The following is a 15536-nucleotide window of genomic DNA, read 5'->3' as shown; positions in this document are numbered from 1 at the left end:
CCCCCGTGGGCACGGGGCCGTGGGTCAGACGCCGAGGGTGGTGAAGGGGAGGCACCGGAACGGCTTGGCGCCTTCGGGGTCGAGCCGGTTGAGGACGAGCTGGGTGATGTTCGGGTCGATGGCCAGGCCGAGATGGCCGGCCGAGTCGAGGCGGCAGGCGTCCTGGAGCACGATGTTGGTGACGTTGTCGCCCGTCAGCAGACCGCTGGTGTACGGCGTGACGACCCGTTCGTAGCGGGTGACGATGCTGGTGTACGTCGGTCCGGGCACGGCGACGGGGCCGTCGTTGAGCTTGGCGAGGAACGCCGAGCCGGGCAGGTAATCCGTACAGGCCCCGCAGCCGACGCCGGTCAGCAGGCCCTGGAGCTTGAGCGCGGCGGCCAGGGTCGCCAGACCGCCCAGCGTGGTGCCGCGGAAGTTGGATCCGAAACCGATGAAGTCGTCGACCTTCGTGGCTCCGCCCAGGTACTTGATGTAGTACGCGGGGACGGTGGTCCCCTCGGAGTGGCCGACGACATCGACCTTCTCCGCTCCGGTCGCGGCGCGCACCCGGTCGATGAACCCGCCTACCTCGGCGGCGCTCCGCGCCATCGGGGCGAGCCCGCCCGCCAGACCGCCCAGCACGGTCTTGCCGTAGGTCTCGGAGTAGACGCAGTAGCCGGCGGAGCGGAGCGCGGGCGCCAGGGTCAGGAAGTTGTCCCAGCCGTTGGCGCCGAGGCCGTGGACGAGGACCACCGGTTCGGGGTGGGCGGCGCTGGGGCGGCAGGACCAGTTGTTCCACCCCGACCTCGGCGGGGTGTCGGCCGAGGCGGTCGGGATGAGGGTCGTCGACGCGAGGACGGACAGCAGGAGCGCTGTCAGGAACGTGCGGAGCTTCGCCATGGGGCAACTCCCTGTTCGTGGAGGGTTACCCGGAAGTAGAGCACGGGCTCTTGTTAGGAACAAGGCATCGTTTCCAAAAAGCCCGGACGGGTTCGGCGCGATGGCTCCCCAGCGCTCCCGTCGGCCGTGGACAGGGCGTACGCGGGTTCAGGAGGAGGCGAGTCCGGAGCTGATCACCGTGTAGAAGCGGTCGAGACCGTCCTGCAGCACGGTGCGGTCGGCCGGCCGCGCGGAGTCGGCGTCCACCAGCCAGTCGGCGATGATGTCGAAGAGCCCGCCGATCAGCCCCATGGCCACCGCGCGCGCGTGCGGGCCCGTCACGACGCCGAGCCGCTGCCAGGCCGTCTCGACGAACGCGGCCGCCATCCGGCGGTTGGTACGGCGGTGCACCTCGGCCAGCGGTGTCACCGCGCGGCCCTCACCGAAGGCCACCCGGGCCACCCGCACATCGTCCACGAAGGCGTCCGCGAAGAGCCGGATCAGCGCCCGCGCGGCCTCGCTCTCGTCCCGCTCCCCGTCCAGACCGTCCAGCGCCGAGGTGAGACGCCTCGTCACATCCGCCACGATCCGGTCCAGCAGCGCCAGGTACAGGGCCTCCTTGCCGGTGAAGACCTCGTAGAAGCTCTTGGTCCCGACGTAGGCGTGCTTGCAGATCTGCTCGATCGAGGTGTCCTGGTACCCCTGGGCGGAGAACAACTCCAACGCCGAGTCCAGCAGATCCTCACGGCGCCTGGCCCGCCGCTCCTCGGCGTCCAGTCCACGGATCCGCCGACCCCTCGCACCTTCGTCGTTCACCACTGCGCCCACCACTGAGCCAACATACAGGCCGCCGCGACGGCGGCGGATCACCCGGGGGCGGATCCGAGGGTGGGTGGGTGTCCGGCGATGATCTCGTGGCAGCGCCGGGCGCGGGTCGCGGGCTCGTCGGCGGAGTCGGACAACTCCCGCAGACAGTGCAGCAGATCCGTTCTCGCCTCGGGTGTCGGACCCGCTGACAGGAACTCCTCCGCCGCCTCGTCCACCGGCCGCTCCGGCCGGAGCAGCAGCACCCGGAACAGGGTGAGGAGCGTGGTCGAGCCGGTCTCGTCGCCGGGGTGCGCAACGGGGCTGGTGAGAAGCTCCGCCCACCGCTGGCGCGATGCGGCGAACCCCGACTCCAGCGTGTCCAGCAGCACCCTGTCGAAGAGATGCGTCAGGTTGTCCGGCTCCGCCCTGAGCGCCTGTTCGACGTCCTCCCGTGCCTGGCGGTATCGCCCCGCCCGCCGGTGGGCGGTGCCCCGGCGGGCCTGGGCCCAGGCGTAGCCGGGGTTGATCTCCAGCGCGGCGGTGAAGTCGGCGACGGCCCGGTCGTAGCGGCCCGCCTGCCGACAGGCCCGACCCCGGGACAAGAGTGCCCAGGCATAAGCGGGGTTGATCTCCAGTACGGAGTCGAAGTCCGCGACCGCCTGGTCCAGGAGGCCCATCCGATCGTAGAGCTGACCCCGGAAGAGCCTGGCGGGGCTGTCACGCGGGTCGAGGGCGACGGCGCGGTCCAGATCGGCCTCAGCCCCCTCGTACCGTTCCGCCATCACGTGGCACCACCCGCGATGGGCGTGGGCCCAGGCGCGGCTCGTGGTGTCGAGACCGCCGCGGGTGAGCAGCGCGGTGAGCGCGGTCAGGGGCGGCTCGGCTCCGGTGACAGCGGCGCGCAGGCGCTCCGCCCAGGTGTGGAGTCCGGTATCCGCCGTGTCACGTGCCGCCCGCTCCAGCAGGTCGGTCCACTGGCGCAGTGCCGACTCACTGTGCCCCGCGGCATGGACCGCCTGTTCCAGGGCCGCCGGCAGTCCGGCCGTGGGCCGGGCGCAGAGCCGGTGGTAGGTCTCGTCCATGTGGTGGCGTCGCCAGTGCGCCTTGCCCCACGGCCAGGGCGCCGTGAGGTCCTCTTCCACCCTGGTACGCCAGGCCGCGTGGGCCTGTGCCAACCGCGTGTGCACGGCCGTCCACCGCTCAGGGGAGTGGGCGCGCTGGTACCGCACCATGCTCGCCCGCACCACCGCGTGATACCGCTTGAAGTCGCCGTGACCGGAGACGAAGGGCTGGGCGCAGAGCCACTCCCACAGGCCGTGCGCGCCCTCGGGCGCGGCGGCGGCGAAGACGTCCTCGTTGAGCTGCGGGGCGAGCGCGCACGCCAGGACCGTGGCGCGCCGGGTTCGCCAGGCCTCAAGGTGCGCATCCAGGTTCTGCGGCCCCCACGCGGCGGCCCGGCTGCCTTTGATTCACCTCATCGACGGGGGGTGCGTATCAAAACTCGAAGCCGAAAACTCGGTAACGAACAGCACAACGGCAGGCGGGGCACCACCGGGGGGCCTGCGGGACGGGGGTCCGCAGGAACACCTGCTTCTCCACCAGCCCCGCCTGCCGGTACCCGGCGGTGCCGAGGCCAAGGGCCGCTGTCGTGAGGGAAGCGAGCGGCACACCGGACCGCTCAGCGCATGTGATGAAGCTCCAGCCGCCGCACCGAGGCGACGGCTGGAGCCAGAGACTCAACAGAAGGAGTGGCAACATGAGGCAGATCACCAGAGGTGTCGTCGCCGTGCTCGCGTTCGGCACGGTGGGCGCCGTACTCCCCACGGCCGTGGCATCGGCCACGCCTACCGGGACCAGTTCCGTCAACTCACCTGCCGCGGTCACCGCACCGTCGACGCCCGCAGCGGGCCCTGCGCAAGCCGGCCGGTTCTGGATCTACGGCGAGAACGACTACAACGGCTACCGGAAGTCGTACAACACTACCGACAAGTGGTTCCGTAACGATGAGTGGGACGGCACCAGGATCTCGGTCGACAACGGCACCAACTCTGTCTGGAACCGGACCAACCGGACAGGTGTCCTGTGGACCATCGGCAGCTCCACCGGCGCTGGCTGCGCGGGTGACGGGCTGGTCTTCCCGGCCGGGAGCTACTCCTGGAACCTGGGCCGGTACAACAACACGGCCAGTTGCCTCGTCCTCCTCTGAACCGTGTGGTTGCCTCCGGCATGCACGTGCCGGGGGCAACCCCTCGTCCCGTCAACAGCCCGAGACCAAGCCGAAGGGGACTGTCCATGCCCCGTCGCCGTGCCGCCTTGCTGATCACCACCACAGCCCTCGCCATTCTCCTAGTGCCCGTCGCGATCACCTCCCGACAGGCCTCAGCCCCTTTCGCGCAGGAACCCCTCTCCCCTCCCGTGCCGGTGACCGCGCACCTGGTCCTGCCCTTCGACGCCCACGAACTGTCCGGACACGAGATCGAGACCGTGGAGAGTGCCGAGGACCGCCTCATCGGCGACTGCATGCGCGCACAGTCACTGCCGTGGAAGCCGCTGCCCCCGCTCACCGAAGGGGACACCGACCCGCCGCACCTGCGCCGCTACGGACTCGCCGACCCGTACGCCGCCGCCCGCTACGGCTACCACGTCCTCCCGCCCACCCTGGCCCAGCAACGCCGCGCGGCCGTACGAGACGCACGCGCGAGGCTGCCGGCCCGGCAACGGCGCGCCGCGTACGGAGCCGACGGCTCCACCGGCGGCTGCCGGGCCAGGGCCCACGCCCGTATGCTTCGCCACGTCCGGCCCAGCTCAGCGGGTCTGCTCGCCCAGTACTCCGCGCAGACTTTCGACACCGCCCGCCGGCATCCCGATGTCACCGCTGCCAACCGCCGCTGGAGCCACTGTATGAAACGCTCGGGTCACCCCTACAGTGATCCGTACCGGGCGTTCGCCGACACCGCGTGGCAAGCGGCCTCCCGCCCCTCCGCACATGAGAAGTCCGTTGCCCAGGCGGATGTCCGCTGTAAACAGCAGACAGGGTTCCTCGCCGTCTGGATCCGCACCGACCGCCACGTCCAGCGGGCCGCCATCCAGGCCCAGCCCGCCCATTTCCGGGCCTTCGCCCAGACCAGGACCGACCTACTGGCCACTGCCCGCCACGTCCTCCACACCAGCAGCTCCCTCCCGTGACCACCCTCGTCAGCCCCACAGCATCCGGTGTCACCGAACCCAGCGGCCCCACAAGGCCACCCATGCGATGAAACACGAGCACCCGCGGGTCCACGGCGCGTGGTCTGGCCGCGCCCCCGGGAGAGGTCATAGCCGCCCGTGCGATGCTCGGCCTGGCTGAGCGCGATGCCGGTGCGGGCACCAAGCGTCCGCACCCGCCCTGGCGACAGCCGTGCCGGATACGCGCGGTGGCCAGCCGGCCCTCTGGGCCTTGCAAGCACGCTCCCCCGCCATTGCCTGACAGTGAGGATTGACAATGGCATCGCCCAGCGGTCTGACTCCTCGCCTGACTGACGCTCTGGTTGTCCTTCGGTGGATTCGTCGGCCTCCTGGGCGGTGCCATCCGGCGCGTGGCCGGTCGGGCGTCCGTGACTTTATAGGAGCCCGGCCAAAGGTCCCATCACTGTCTTGTCCGTCGGCCTGACCGGCGCGTGCCCTCCCACCTGTGAGCGTTGGAAGGGCAGTACGGAACAGCATGGCAGACGAGACAGCGGTAGTCGGCGGGATCGACACCCACACCGACTTCCACCAGGCCGCGGTTATCGACAGCATCGGACGGCACCTGGCCACCGAGCGGTTCGAGACCACTCCCGAGGGCTACCAGCGGCTGCTGGACTGGCTCTGTTCGCACGGCGAGGTCCTCGCTGTCGGCATCGAAGGGACCGGGGCCTACGGCGCCGAGATCGCCCGGTTCCTCACGGCGGGCGGCATCACGGTCGTCGAGGTGGACCGGCCCGACCGCAGGGCGAGGCGGGACAACGGCACGTCCGACCCCGTCGACGCCTACGCGGCGGCGACCGCCGTCCTGTCCGGACGGGCCGGCGGGATACCCAAGGCCCGCAACGGGATCGTGGAGGCGATCCGGGCCCTGCGCGTGGTCCGCAGGAGCGCGGTCAAGGCCCGCACCCAGACGATCAACCAGATCCGCACCCTCATCGTCACCGCCCCGTCCGTGGTGCGGGAGAGGCTGCGTGGACTGTCCACGCGGGCGCTGGTCGACACCCTGGCGCGGTCCCGGCCCGCCGGAGAACTCGACGATCCCGCCTGCGCGGTCCGGATCGCGCTGCGACGCCTCGCCCGCCGTTACCAGCACCTCACGGAGGAGATCGCCGAGGCGGACAAGGAGATCGGGCCGCTGGTCGCGAAGGCCGCGCCGAGGCTGGTCGCCCTGCCCGGCGTCGGGCCAGAGACCGCCGGCCAGCTGCTGACGAGCGCGGGCGACAACCCCGACCGGCTCCGCTCGGAAGCATCCTTCGCCCATCTGTGCGGAGCAGCCCCGGTCCCGGCCTCGTCTGGCCGCACCAACCGCCACCGGCTCAACCGGGGCGGCGACCGTCACGCCGACAACGCGCTCCACACCATCGTCCTGGTCCGCATGAAGTACGACCAGCGCACCCAGGAGTACGTCGCGCGACGCACGGCCGAAGGCATGACGAAGAAGGACATCGTCCGCTGCCTGAAGCGGTTCTTCGCCCGTGAGATCTATCGACACCTACCCCACGCGACCCAAACCGCCAAACCGCTCCCCCAGACCGCTTGACGATCTATAGGAGCTTCCACCGCGCGACGGCCTGGGTGCGTACGACGACTGGTCGGGATGCGGATGGCGGTGGTGTGGGCAGCGTCAGCTGGGTCCGGTTGCCGATGAGCTGGCAAGCGCCGTCCGGTTCACTCGGTGATGCCTTGTTCTCGATTCCGTGCTTCTGCTTGGGCTATTGCGTGCCGCAGGGTCATGTTGTACGCCTGGGGTGGCCCGTACTCACTCGCGGTGTAGAGCATGGTGCCGTCGCGGCTGAAGGCCAGGGCAATGGTCTTCCCTCCTGCCGTGGCCGGGGTGAGATACAGCGGTTCGTCGGTGCCATAGATCTTCAGTTGGCCGTCATGGTCGGCTATGGCAACCATCTGACGGTCCGGAGTGAGGGCCGCCAGCGCAATATTTCGGGTGTCGCCGGCATCCGGCTCGGAGAAGCCCAGGCTGGCGATGCGTCTGCGGGCGTCGCCATCCCACAGAGCGATATCGCTACTTTCCTCATGTACCAGAAGATGCCTGCCTCGCGGGCTGAATACATAGATTCTCTGCATTTTAGGGGCTTGGTTTCTATATACCGGTTTATTGTTCTTCATATCGAAGAGACTGCCTGATGAGGTGGCGAGGAGGCTCTCCCCGGGTTTCATGACCAGATCGCCGTCACCTCCGGCGATCACCTGGGGCAGGGCTCGTCGGAGCAGATCCCAGGTTTCGATGCGTGCGGGAGTGGATGCGCGGTGGGCCAGCAGTGAGGTGCCGTCCGGGCCGAAGGCGATGCTGTCGATCACATCGCGAGGGGGCGGTTCTCCGGGGGCGCTAGTGCCCACGGGCACGGTGGTGGTGCGGCCCGTTGCGGTGGAGTGAACGAACAGGCGCTGACCCGAGGCGGGACGGCCGGCGTCGCTGATGCCGTAGGCGAGGGCGCGGCCGTCGGGGCTGAAGGCCAGGAGCGGTTTGCAGGTGGTCTTCGGTGGGATTCGACCCGAGGACAGTGGGCATGCCAGGCCGGACAGGTGGGCCAGATGTCTTCCGTTGCGGCTGTCGGCGAGCTGCGTGTGGATACGTCCGGTGCGGGAGTCTATCCGGGCTGTGGCCAGGGTGGTGCCGTCTGGGCTGAACACCGCGGCTGCCGCACGATGGCGTTGCCAGTTCGAGGTCAGGGACCCTTCCAGGGTCAGGGAGCGCACGATGTTTCCGGTCGTGCTGGCGAAGTAATGGAGTCGGCGGCCCGTCACATCGATCCTGAGTTCCGAGGCGGTCCCCTCAGGCAGGTGGTAGCGGAAGATGAGTACCGGGGCGGAGCCGAGGCGCCAGAACAGGATCTCGTGCCTGTCCGTTGCCGTCATGTAGGTGCTGTCCGTACTGAAGGCCACTTCCGTGAGTCTCTTGTGCCGGATCTTCGGCAGCTCGCTTCCTGTAGCGATGTCCCACATCCGGACGCCCCTGTCCTCGACCAGGACGAGTCGGCGGCTGTCGGGGGTGAAGGAAATCTTCCTATCGGCGCAGGTGCTGCCGGTCATGACCGGGGTCCGCAGCCCGGGCGCGCGGTGGTTGGCGGAGATGTCACGGACCTCAAGGGGCTCGCCGGGCAGGCACAGCGCCACGAGCCGGTCGTCCCCGCTGATCACCGCCCGCGGCAGGAGGGTGCTATTGACGGAGCGCCGTAGCAGGGTCTCTCCGGATCGCGCGTCCTTGAGCCGGACTGCGGCTCGCTGGCCGCCCGAGGCGTACTGGACCACTATCCGGCCACTTGGACTCATTCCGGACGCTCTCGCCGCTGTGTTCAGATCACGGGCCTGACCCCTGTGTATGTCCCATGCCTTGAGCCGGTCGCCCTTCCGCACCAAGAAATGGCGCATGTCGGAGCTCATCGCCTGAGGAATGAGCCCTGGGGCCAGAGCCGGAAACGAGCGGCCGATCTGCTGGGTACGAAGATCATGACTCGTGACGCTCTGTTCACCTGCCGTGACGAGGGTGCGGCCGTCAGCACTGAGGAAGCGGACTGCGGTGGAATCCTGGCGTGAATCACGATAGACGTGATGATCTTTGTGGGTCATCACCGTTCTCAGCATCCCGCGTGTATCGGCGTCATCGGATAGCCGCCAGGCCATGAGGCTCAGTCTCACGGCGTCCGTCGGGCTGGTCATCCGCTTCTCGGCAGCCAGCGCCATCAACGCGCGGACCTCGGAGCGCAGCCGTTCACGTTCCGTCTCACGGCTCTGCTGCACGGCCGCCACCCCTGCGATCAGGGCGAGGACGATCACGGTGGCGAGGACGGTGAGCAGGACGTGGCGGCGGCGGCGTTCGCTGGTGAGTGCTGTGCGAGAGGCGGCGAGGAAGGCGCACTCAAGGCGTGTGAGGGCGGCGTCATGGCTGACGTCGGTGAAGTGTTCCTCCGTGACGGTCAGGCGGGTGCCGCGGTACAGGACGCTCGGGTCGCGATCGTGATCATGCCAGGTGTGGGCGGCTTCGGTGAGGCGGCGGTGGGCGCGGAGGCGTTCGCGGCCTTCTTCGATCCAGTTGTTGAGGCGGGGCCAGGCGGTGATGAGGGCTTCGTGGGCGAGGTCGACGGTGTCGTCGTCGAGGGTGAGGAGCCGGGCGCGGGCGAGCCGCTCCACCACGAGCGCGGTCTCGCCCGGGTCGCCGAAGTCGAGTTCGGTACGGGGGACGGGGCGGCGGGTGTCCTGCGCGCCATCGGTGCCGGGGGTGATCAGCCGCAGCAGAACCAGCCGGGCCAGGCGTTGCCGTTCATCCGTGAAGTCCGCGAAGACATCTTCAGCGGTGCGGGCGATCGCTCCATGGGTACCGCCCGCCGCCTCATAGGCCGCCATGGTCAGGGTGCGGCCGCGGCGCCGGCGCCACGTCTCCCGTAACGCGTGGGAGAGCAGCGGCAGTCCGCCGGGCTCGCCCTCTGCTTCAGTGATGAGCCGGGCGGTCACCTCCCGCTCCACGATCAGCCCGGCGCCCTGGGCCGGTCCGACGACGGCCTCGCGCAGCTCGGCCGCGTTCATCGGCCCGACCACCAGGGACGCGTCGCTCAACGCGTCTGCGAGATCACGGTGTTCGGCGCAGCGACTGTAGAAGTCTGCCCGGACGGCGATGATCACACGCAGCCCGCTACCGGGATCCTGGGCGGTGAGGAGCCGGTCGATGAACCCAGCACGCTCGGCGGGGTCGGTGCACAGGGTGAAGGCTTCCTCGAACTGGTCGACCACCAGCAGGGTGTCACCCTGGGGGCTGCCGACCCTTTCGGACATCTTGGGGGTCAGTGCCGTGGCGTGGGCTCGCAGTGGGTGCTCGCCGGGCGTGAGGATACGGATCGCGGCCAGGCCCCGGCCTTCGGCACGAAGGGCTGGGATGAGGCCGGCCCGCAGCAGCGACGACTTCCCGCTGCCAGAGGGCCCGAAGACCGCGGCGAACCGCTGTTCACCGGTGAGCTCGGCCGCCCTCTCGATCAGTTGGCCCCGACCGAAGAACCGGTCGTGGTCCCCCGCCTCGAAGCGGGCCAGCCCCTGATACGGGCACTCGCCAGTGTCGTCCGCCGGAGCCTGGTGCGCGATCACCTCCGCCACCTCGCGCCAGCGCCGCTCCCACTCCCGCAGGTCACCGCCACACGCCTGGACATAGGCCAGAGTGACCTCCAGCGAGGGCAGTTGCTCACCGGCCGCCGCCCGCGACAGCGTCACCGCCGCATACGGAACCCCCCGCGCCATCACCCGGTAAGTGGGACCACCACTCTGTCGGCGCAGTTCCCGCAGATCATGAGCGAACCGCTGGACCGGTCCGGCCCCGGGATCGACCGGCACCTCACGACGTCCCACATCACCCATCCCTTCCAGTGGAGCCCCGGTTGAGGCTAGGAACCCGGCGAACACCCCCACAAGCCCGAATCCAGCCGCTGCCCGGATCAGCGGACACAGTGCCGGGCCAGGGACTTCCGCTGGAGGGACAAGGGTGCGCGCGTGCCCTGCGGCCCCGCTGGAGGTGGAGCTGGGTCGCGCCCCGTCCGGCCCCCGGGCACCAGCGCCACCGGCCGCCGTCCCTGCCCGGGGACGGAGCCAACCGGGAGAAGATCAAGGTGTTACCAGGCCCCAGGCCCCCTCGGCCTGGGCTCACATGTCCTGTCCTGGCCCGGCCCTGCCGGGTGTTGACTCACCTGGTCAACAGGGGGTGCGTATCCATCCCCGGAGCCGAAAACTCGGTCACAGAGGCCAGAGCGGCATGGGCGCGGGGCTATCGGATCAGGCCCGGTAGGGCCGCAGCGCCCGGGTGCAGCGGTCGAGGAGTGTGCCGTCCCCGCCGCGCACTGTCCGGCCGGGGGTGCATCCCGCGCGCTGTGCCACGGCGGCCGAGGCGGGGTTGTCCGGCTCTCCCTGGATCACCGCCTCCGTCGCGCCCTCGTCCGCCGCGTACCGGGTGGCCAGCGGGACCGCGCGCGTTGCCAGGCCGCGCCCCCGCCACGCCGGGTAGAGCCCGTACGCGACGTTCACCTGCCCCGGCGTCAGTCCCTCCCCCGCGAACCGCAGGTCGACCGTGCCCGCGAGGATCTCGTCCGCACCCGCCCGGATACCGAACGCCCGGAAGAGAAGCGCGTGTGCATCGGCTGGACAGCGAAGCATGTGGGGGGAGCGGCTGGGACGACGGTGGCGAGCGCCATGGGGCTGGTTGGGTGGCCCGGAAGCGAATGGCTCAGAGGCATCGCCTCACGGCGGCTGCCGTTCGGTCCGCGCCATGGTCGAGCGCGGGCGCGCGGGGGGCGGGGTCAGCATCCGGGGCCGATCGGCGGGGACGCGGTCAGGGCGAGGGCAGCGGTGCGCAACTCGGCGGCCCAGGTCTGCTGGTCGAGCCCGAGGGTGTATGCGGTACAGCAGGCACACGGGGGGATCAGTGCCGCGAAGGCGTGCTCCTGTGGGGTCCGGGTTTCGATCGTCTCCCCGTCATCCCGAGCCAGATCGGAGGGGGTGAGGTGTCCTTCGAGGAAGCGTGTGGCCAGTCGACGCAGGGCGTGACGCCGTGCCAGGGCCAGGTCGGGTATGGGGATCCGCGCCTCACCAAGGGCTTGCACGAACAGCTCGCGCAGGTCGCGCGGGTCCGCGGTGCGGGGCCAGCCTGCCAGCTCCCCGAGTGTGGGGGTGTCCAGCCCGGCCACCAGGGCTTCGGCGGCGATCATCGGCAGGCCCTCCGGGTTGAGCTCATCCGCGCGATAGCGGCACGCCGTCTCCCCCAGGAGCCAGCGCCCCCTGAGCTCGGAACCCACTATCCCCTCAGCTTCTTCCGCTTCTCCCATGGCCCCTACCATGCCAGCACCACTCCCCCTGGGGGGAAGGGAACCGTCCGTGGGCCAGGCTGACGCGGTGCCGCGGCCGGTCCGGCTTCACCGAGCCTTGCTCGTCTGCCCCTGCCCGCCGGCAGGCACGCGGGGCGGCCCGTGCCACGGGGCCGAGCTCCAAAGTGAACTCGGCCCCGACGGGTGGGCGGCCGTCATCGACCGCGACGGCAGCGGATGTCTCAGTGCCGTCCCATGCGTAGCCCCATCACCTTCTCTGCCGGGTGGTTCGTTCCCCTTCGAATACCGAATGGATGAAGGTGGTCGTGCGGGAACGCATGCCCACGCGGCGTTGCTCGATCATTTCCTCGGCCGGGGGATCGAAAGGCTGGCGGATCGGTTTGCTGTGCAGCTTCACCGCGCAGTCGAGGTCGGTGCAGAGGAGAAGGCCCACGGTATTCAGGCGTTTGCGCTTGTCCCGGGACGGGCGTCGAGCGGTGAAGAGGGAAACCTCGTTGAACCGGCGGGTGAACCGGCACAGGTCGCACATCATCGCGCGCGAGCCGTGTGCCGCGTCGTTCGGGGCTTGTCGCAGCAGCACTCCCAACGCCTGGTCGTCGTCCTCGGTGACGAGGTAGGCCCGTTGCGGGGAACGCAGGTCCCGCCATCCGAGGTAGTCGATTCGGTCCCACCGGACGTCGTCGAACCAGGTGGGCAGCCGAACCTTGCTGTCGATTGCGTCCAGGTTCACGATCGCGCCGCGTACCTCTTCCCTGGTCATCGGACGCATGACAGCTCCCGGCGCGTTGCCCACGCGCGGATGAACGTGCCGGTCGGGAAGGTGGGTGGAAGGGGTGGGAGAGTCCTTGGGGTTGGGGTACTGGACACCCGGGGTGCTCCTTGCTGAGAAGTCCGTCATGACAGCAAGAGCAGGCCGAGCGGCTCGACGAAGAGACCCACCCGCCCGCCGCGACATGCACGCGGTCTCGGAGGCATGGGCTGGTTCAGAGCACCGGAGATTCACGTCCGGTCCGCCGTCCGGCAGGGACGGCGTCAGGGAAACGGACGGCTAGGCGGTGCAGCGAGGCGCGCTCGGCGCGGGCCGAAACATAAAAATCCCTCTTCCAGGGCGCAGCGGGCCCAGAGCAGATCGACGGAGCGGGGCCAGGTTAACAACAGCTCCCGGAGCAGCGGCAACCGATTTGTTTGCCACGTGCTCCGCTCTGTGGAGGGCCAGGCCACCTGCCCGGCGGGCCGGTCGGCCTGACGTTGGACAGACCCCGCGCCCCGACACCCTGGACCGGTGACCGCGCGCGTTCACCCCGTCAGCCTGGACGCAGCGCTCGGACTCCCCACGCGGGCAGTCGAGGGCGTTTCCGGTTCGTCGGCACGGTCGCCCCTGTCGGATCCTCACACCTGGTCCGCGACCGGCGGCCACGTACTCATTTCTGCTGGCACCCCTCTCCCGCTCCATGGGGTGTGGTGGCGGGATGGGGGGTGTGGTGGTCGTCGTGGACCAGCGGGAGGAGGCACGCGGACTCTCAGGAGGTGGCCAGAGCGCCGCTCGCCAGTCCGAGTTCCGTCTCCGCGACGGTACGGGCCAGATCCGCGATGGGGGCGGTACGGGTGTCGGCGCTGCTGTTGATGTAGGCGCTGATCCCGTCGATCGCCACCAGGACACGTATGGCCGCGGCCCGTGGATCGGCGCAGCGGAAGAGTCCCGCGTCCGTGCCCGTCGCGATGAGCTGTTCGATGCGGCGGCACCAGAGGGTCTCCGCCTCGATGACGTGGTCACGGAGGACGGGGCGGTAGCGCGAGAGGTGTCGTGCGTTCAGCCAGAGCTTGCTGACGTTGTCGAACTCGGTGCACGCGATGAGGCCGAAGAAGCGCCTCAGGGTGCTCAGCGGGGTCTCGTGGCCGGGGCCGGGCGGCCCGTCCGGGAGGAGGCCGTCGAGTTCGGCCCGGGTGGCGCTGGTGAACGCCTCCGCGACCAGGGTGTCGGCGGCGGGGAAGTAGTGGCTGACCAGTCCGGGCTGGACCCCGAGCGTGTCGGCGACCCGCCGCAGGGTGACGCACTCCAGTCCTTCGGTGAGACCGATCCGCGCGGCGGTGCCGACGATCTCCTGGCGGCGTTCGGACGGGGCCTTGCGGGTTCGGGTGCCGGAATCTCTTGACGACATGGAGCGAATGCTATTGAGTGAGTGACCAATCGGCAATTGGCCGGGTGACCAATAACGATACGGCCGCGGCGAGCGCGGCCCGGTACGGCATCCCGCTCCGCCACCAGGGAGCGCTTCCCGTGCCCGTCCGACCGGCACCCCGGGCGCACCGTGCCGATCCCGGTCTCGCGGCGGGCAGTGCCCGCGCGCAGACCGGCGCACAGCACCTGTACAGGAGATCAACGTGCACGACACCCGCACCGATGCCGGTGAACTCGCCGATTACGGCTACCAGCAAGAGCTGAAACGGACCCTGTCCGCGTGGGCCGTGTTCGCGATCGGATTCGCGACGATCTCACCTGTCGTCGGGGTCTACGCCGTCGTCCAGCTGGGATTCGTCTTCGCGGGCCCCGCCTGGATCTGGGCGGTCGCCGTCGCCTTCCTCGGTCAGCTGCTCGTCGCCCTGGTCTACGCCGAGCTGTCCTCGCAGTTCCCGATCACGGGCGGCGTCTACCAGTGGGTGCGCAGGCTGGGCGGACCACGACTGGGCTGGCTGGTCGGCTGGATCTATCTGGCCTCCGCCGTGGCGTCCCTGACCACCGTGGCCTACCTGGGCGCGGGGTGGCTGCATATGCTCGTCGCCGACGGGGCGCTCTCGCCCGCCACCCATGTGCTCCTGGGCGTGGTCTTCGTCGCGGCGGCCCTCGGGATCAACCTCCTGGGCGTCAACCCGGTGAAGCACTTTCTCAACGCCGGGATCATCGCCGAGGGGGTCGCCTCGATCGCGGTGAGTGTGGTCCTGCTGCTCTTCGTCCACAACAACGGCTTCGGCATCCTCTTCGAGACGCTCGGAGCGGAGTCGGCCTCGGGCGGCTCCGTGCTGGCGGGATTCCTGACCGCGCTGGCGGTCGCGGGCTGGGCGTTCCTGGGCTTCGACGCGACCACCCAGGTGGCCGAGGAGACCGAACAGCCACGGCGCAGCGTCCCCAGGGCGCTCCTGCGCGCCTACCTCTTCGTCGCCCTCACGGTCCTGCTGACCGGGCTCGCCGTGACGCTCGCGCTGCGCGACCCCGGGCAGGCGGTCTCCGGCGCCCTCGCGGACCCGGTCTTCACCGCCGTCACCGACGGGCTGGGCGGCTGGAGCGAGAAGCCCTTCATCCTCCTCGTCCTGATCGCGTTCATCGCCTGCGCCATCTCGATCCAGACGTATATCGGCCGCGCCGTCTTCTCCTTCGCCCGCGACCGCCAGCTCCCCTTCTCCTCGAAGCTCGCCACCGTCGGGCCCCGCCAGATCCCGTATGTCTCGCTCATCGCGACGGCCGTCCTCGCCTGCCTCGGGCTGCTCCTCGGGCTGAACGGCAACGCCGCCGCGACCCTGATCGCGTTCGGCTCCGGCGGCTTCTACTTCGTCTTCCTCAGCGTCGCGGTCGTGGCGCTCCTCGCCCGGCTGAGGGGCCGCTGGAACCCCGGCGCCGGAGAGTTCAGGCTGGGCCGGGCCGGGCTGGTGATCAATACGCTCGCCGTCGTATGGCTGCTCTTCGAAGCCGTGAACATCGCCTGGCCCCGCGTGGAACTGGCCCCGGCCGACGGCAGCTGGGTCCACGTTGGTGAGAGGCGTTTGACAGGCCGACTCGGTGGTGCGGCCTTCGCGATCACACGGTGCTGGACCCTGACCGTGTGCTCCGAAAGG

General features: G+C 69.8%; 12 protein-coding genes. 4 read left to right on the top strand and 8 right to left on the bottom strand.

Annotated elements, in window-relative coordinates; all coding sequences use genetic code 11:
* Positions 1-24 precede the first annotated feature (24 nt).
* From ACFVIM_RS23850 to ACFVIM_RS23840, 3 genes are all read right to left on the bottom strand, one after another.
* The gene (locus ACFVIM_RS23850; RefSeq protein ID WP_384304735.1) at positions 25-882 is read right to left on the bottom strand and encodes a lipase family alpha/beta hydrolase; all 858 of its coding nucleotides are present in this window, start codon (positions 880-882) and stop codon (positions 25-27) included.
* A 147-nt stretch (positions 883-1029) separates the two neighbouring features.
* Positions 1030-1677 carry a TetR/AcrR family transcriptional regulator gene (locus ACFVIM_RS23845; RefSeq protein ID WP_384304732.1) on the bottom strand — a complete coding sequence of 216 codons (648 nt, stop codon included), beginning with the start codon at positions 1675-1677 and terminating at the stop codon, positions 1030-1032.
* 50 nt (positions 1678-1727) lie between these two features.
* Positions 1728-2912, bottom strand: coding sequence for a tetratricopeptide repeat protein (locus tag ACFVIM_RS23840; protein WP_384304729.1), 1185 nt, complete (start codon positions 2910-2912; stop codon positions 1728-1730).
* A gap of 512 nt (positions 2913-3424) precedes the next feature.
* Between ACFVIM_RS23840 and ACFVIM_RS23835 the strand changes: the two genes are divergently transcribed.
* The 3 genes from ACFVIM_RS23835 (at position 3425) to ACFVIM_RS23825 (ending at position 6433) form a co-directional block, all read left to right on the top strand.
* Positions 3425-3874, top strand: a complete 450-nt coding sequence (locus ACFVIM_RS23835; protein ID WP_384304726.1) for a hypothetical protein — start codon at positions 3425-3427, stop codon at positions 3872-3874.
* 86 nt (positions 3875-3960) lie between these two features.
* Complete coding sequence (locus ACFVIM_RS23830; RefSeq protein WP_384304724.1) at positions 3961-4854, top strand: hypothetical protein; 894 nt, start codon at positions 3961-3963, stop codon at positions 4852-4854.
* A gap of 514 nt (positions 4855-5368) precedes the next feature.
* Positions 5369-6433, top strand: coding sequence for an IS110 family transposase (locus ACFVIM_RS23825; RefSeq protein WP_384304722.1), 1065 nt, complete (start codon positions 5369-5371; stop codon positions 6431-6433).
* 128 nt (positions 6434-6561) lie between these two features.
* Here ACFVIM_RS23825 and ACFVIM_RS23820 read toward each other — a convergent pair whose 3' ends face one another.
* The 5 genes from ACFVIM_RS23820 to ACFVIM_RS23800 form a co-directional block, all read right to left on the bottom strand.
* Positions 6562-10251, bottom strand: coding sequence for a DNA-binding protein (locus tag ACFVIM_RS23820; protein WP_384304719.1), 3690 nt, complete (start codon positions 10249-10251; stop codon positions 6562-6564).
* Between the two features lie 411 nt (positions 10252-10662).
* Positions 10663-11040 (bottom strand): GNAT family N-acetyltransferase, encoded by a 378-nt coding sequence (locus ACFVIM_RS23815; RefSeq protein WP_384304717.1) that lies wholly within the window; start codon positions 11038-11040, stop codon positions 10663-10665.
* A gap of 143 nt (positions 11041-11183) precedes the next feature.
* Positions 11184-11678: a hypothetical protein gene (locus ACFVIM_RS23810; protein ID WP_384304715.1), complete on the bottom strand. Its 495-nt coding sequence runs from the start codon at positions 11676-11678 to the stop codon at positions 11184-11186.
* A 277-nt stretch (positions 11679-11955) separates the two neighbouring features.
* Entirely contained in the window at positions 11956-12468 is a 513-nt protein-coding gene (locus ACFVIM_RS23805) for an FBP domain-containing protein (RefSeq protein ID WP_384304712.1), read from the bottom strand.
* A gap of 760 nt (positions 12469-13228) precedes the next feature.
* A complete protein-coding gene (locus ACFVIM_RS23800; RefSeq protein ID WP_384304709.1) occupies positions 13229-13867 on the bottom strand; it encodes a TetR/AcrR family transcriptional regulator in 639 nt (212 codons plus the stop codon).
* A gap of 223 nt (positions 13868-14090) precedes the next feature.
* Here ACFVIM_RS23800 and ACFVIM_RS23795 point away from each other — a divergent pair.
* Positions 14091-15536 (top strand): APC family permease (locus tag ACFVIM_RS23795; protein ID WP_384304706.1); only part of this gene is annotated, 1446 nt, incomplete at its 3' end.

This window comes from Streptomyces sp. NPDC057638 (assembly GCF_042800315.1).
Classification (GTDB): domain Bacteria; phylum Actinomycetota; class Actinomycetes; order Streptomycetales; family Streptomycetaceae; genus Streptomyces.
This window is presented reverse-complemented; position numbering and strand designations above follow the sequence as displayed.

Bases quoted from the DNA above. Each gene is read 5' to 3' on its own strand.
- ACFVIM_RS23820 (WP_384304719.1), bottom strand. From the start codon at position 10,251: ATGGGTGATGTGGGACGTCGTGAGGTGCCGGTCGATCCCGGGGCCGGA.
- ACFVIM_RS23850 (WP_384304735.1), bottom strand. From the start codon at position 882: ATGGCGAAGCTCCGCACGTTCCTGACAGCGCTCCTGCTGTCCGTCCTC.
- ACFVIM_RS23815 (WP_384304717.1), bottom strand. From the start codon at position 11,040: ATGCTTCGCTGTCCAGCCGATGCACACGCGCTTCTCTTCCGGGCGTTC.
- ACFVIM_RS23800 (WP_384304709.1), bottom strand. From the start codon at position 13,867: ATGTCGTCAAGAGATTCCGGCACCCGAACCCGCAAGGCCCCGTCCGAA.
- ACFVIM_RS23805 (WP_384304712.1), bottom strand. From the start codon at position 12,468: ATGACCAGGGAAGAGGTACGCGGCGCGATCGTGAACCTGGACGCAATC.
- ACFVIM_RS23835 (WP_384304726.1), top strand. From the start codon at position 3,425: ATGAGGCAGATCACCAGAGGTGTCGTCGCCGTGCTCGCGTTCGGCACG.
- ACFVIM_RS23830 (WP_384304724.1), top strand. From the start codon at position 3,961: ATGCCCCGTCGCCGTGCCGCCTTGCTGATCACCACCACAGCCCTCGCC.
- ACFVIM_RS23825 (WP_384304722.1), top strand. From the start codon at position 5,369: ATGGCAGACGAGACAGCGGTAGTCGGCGGGATCGACACCCACACCGAC.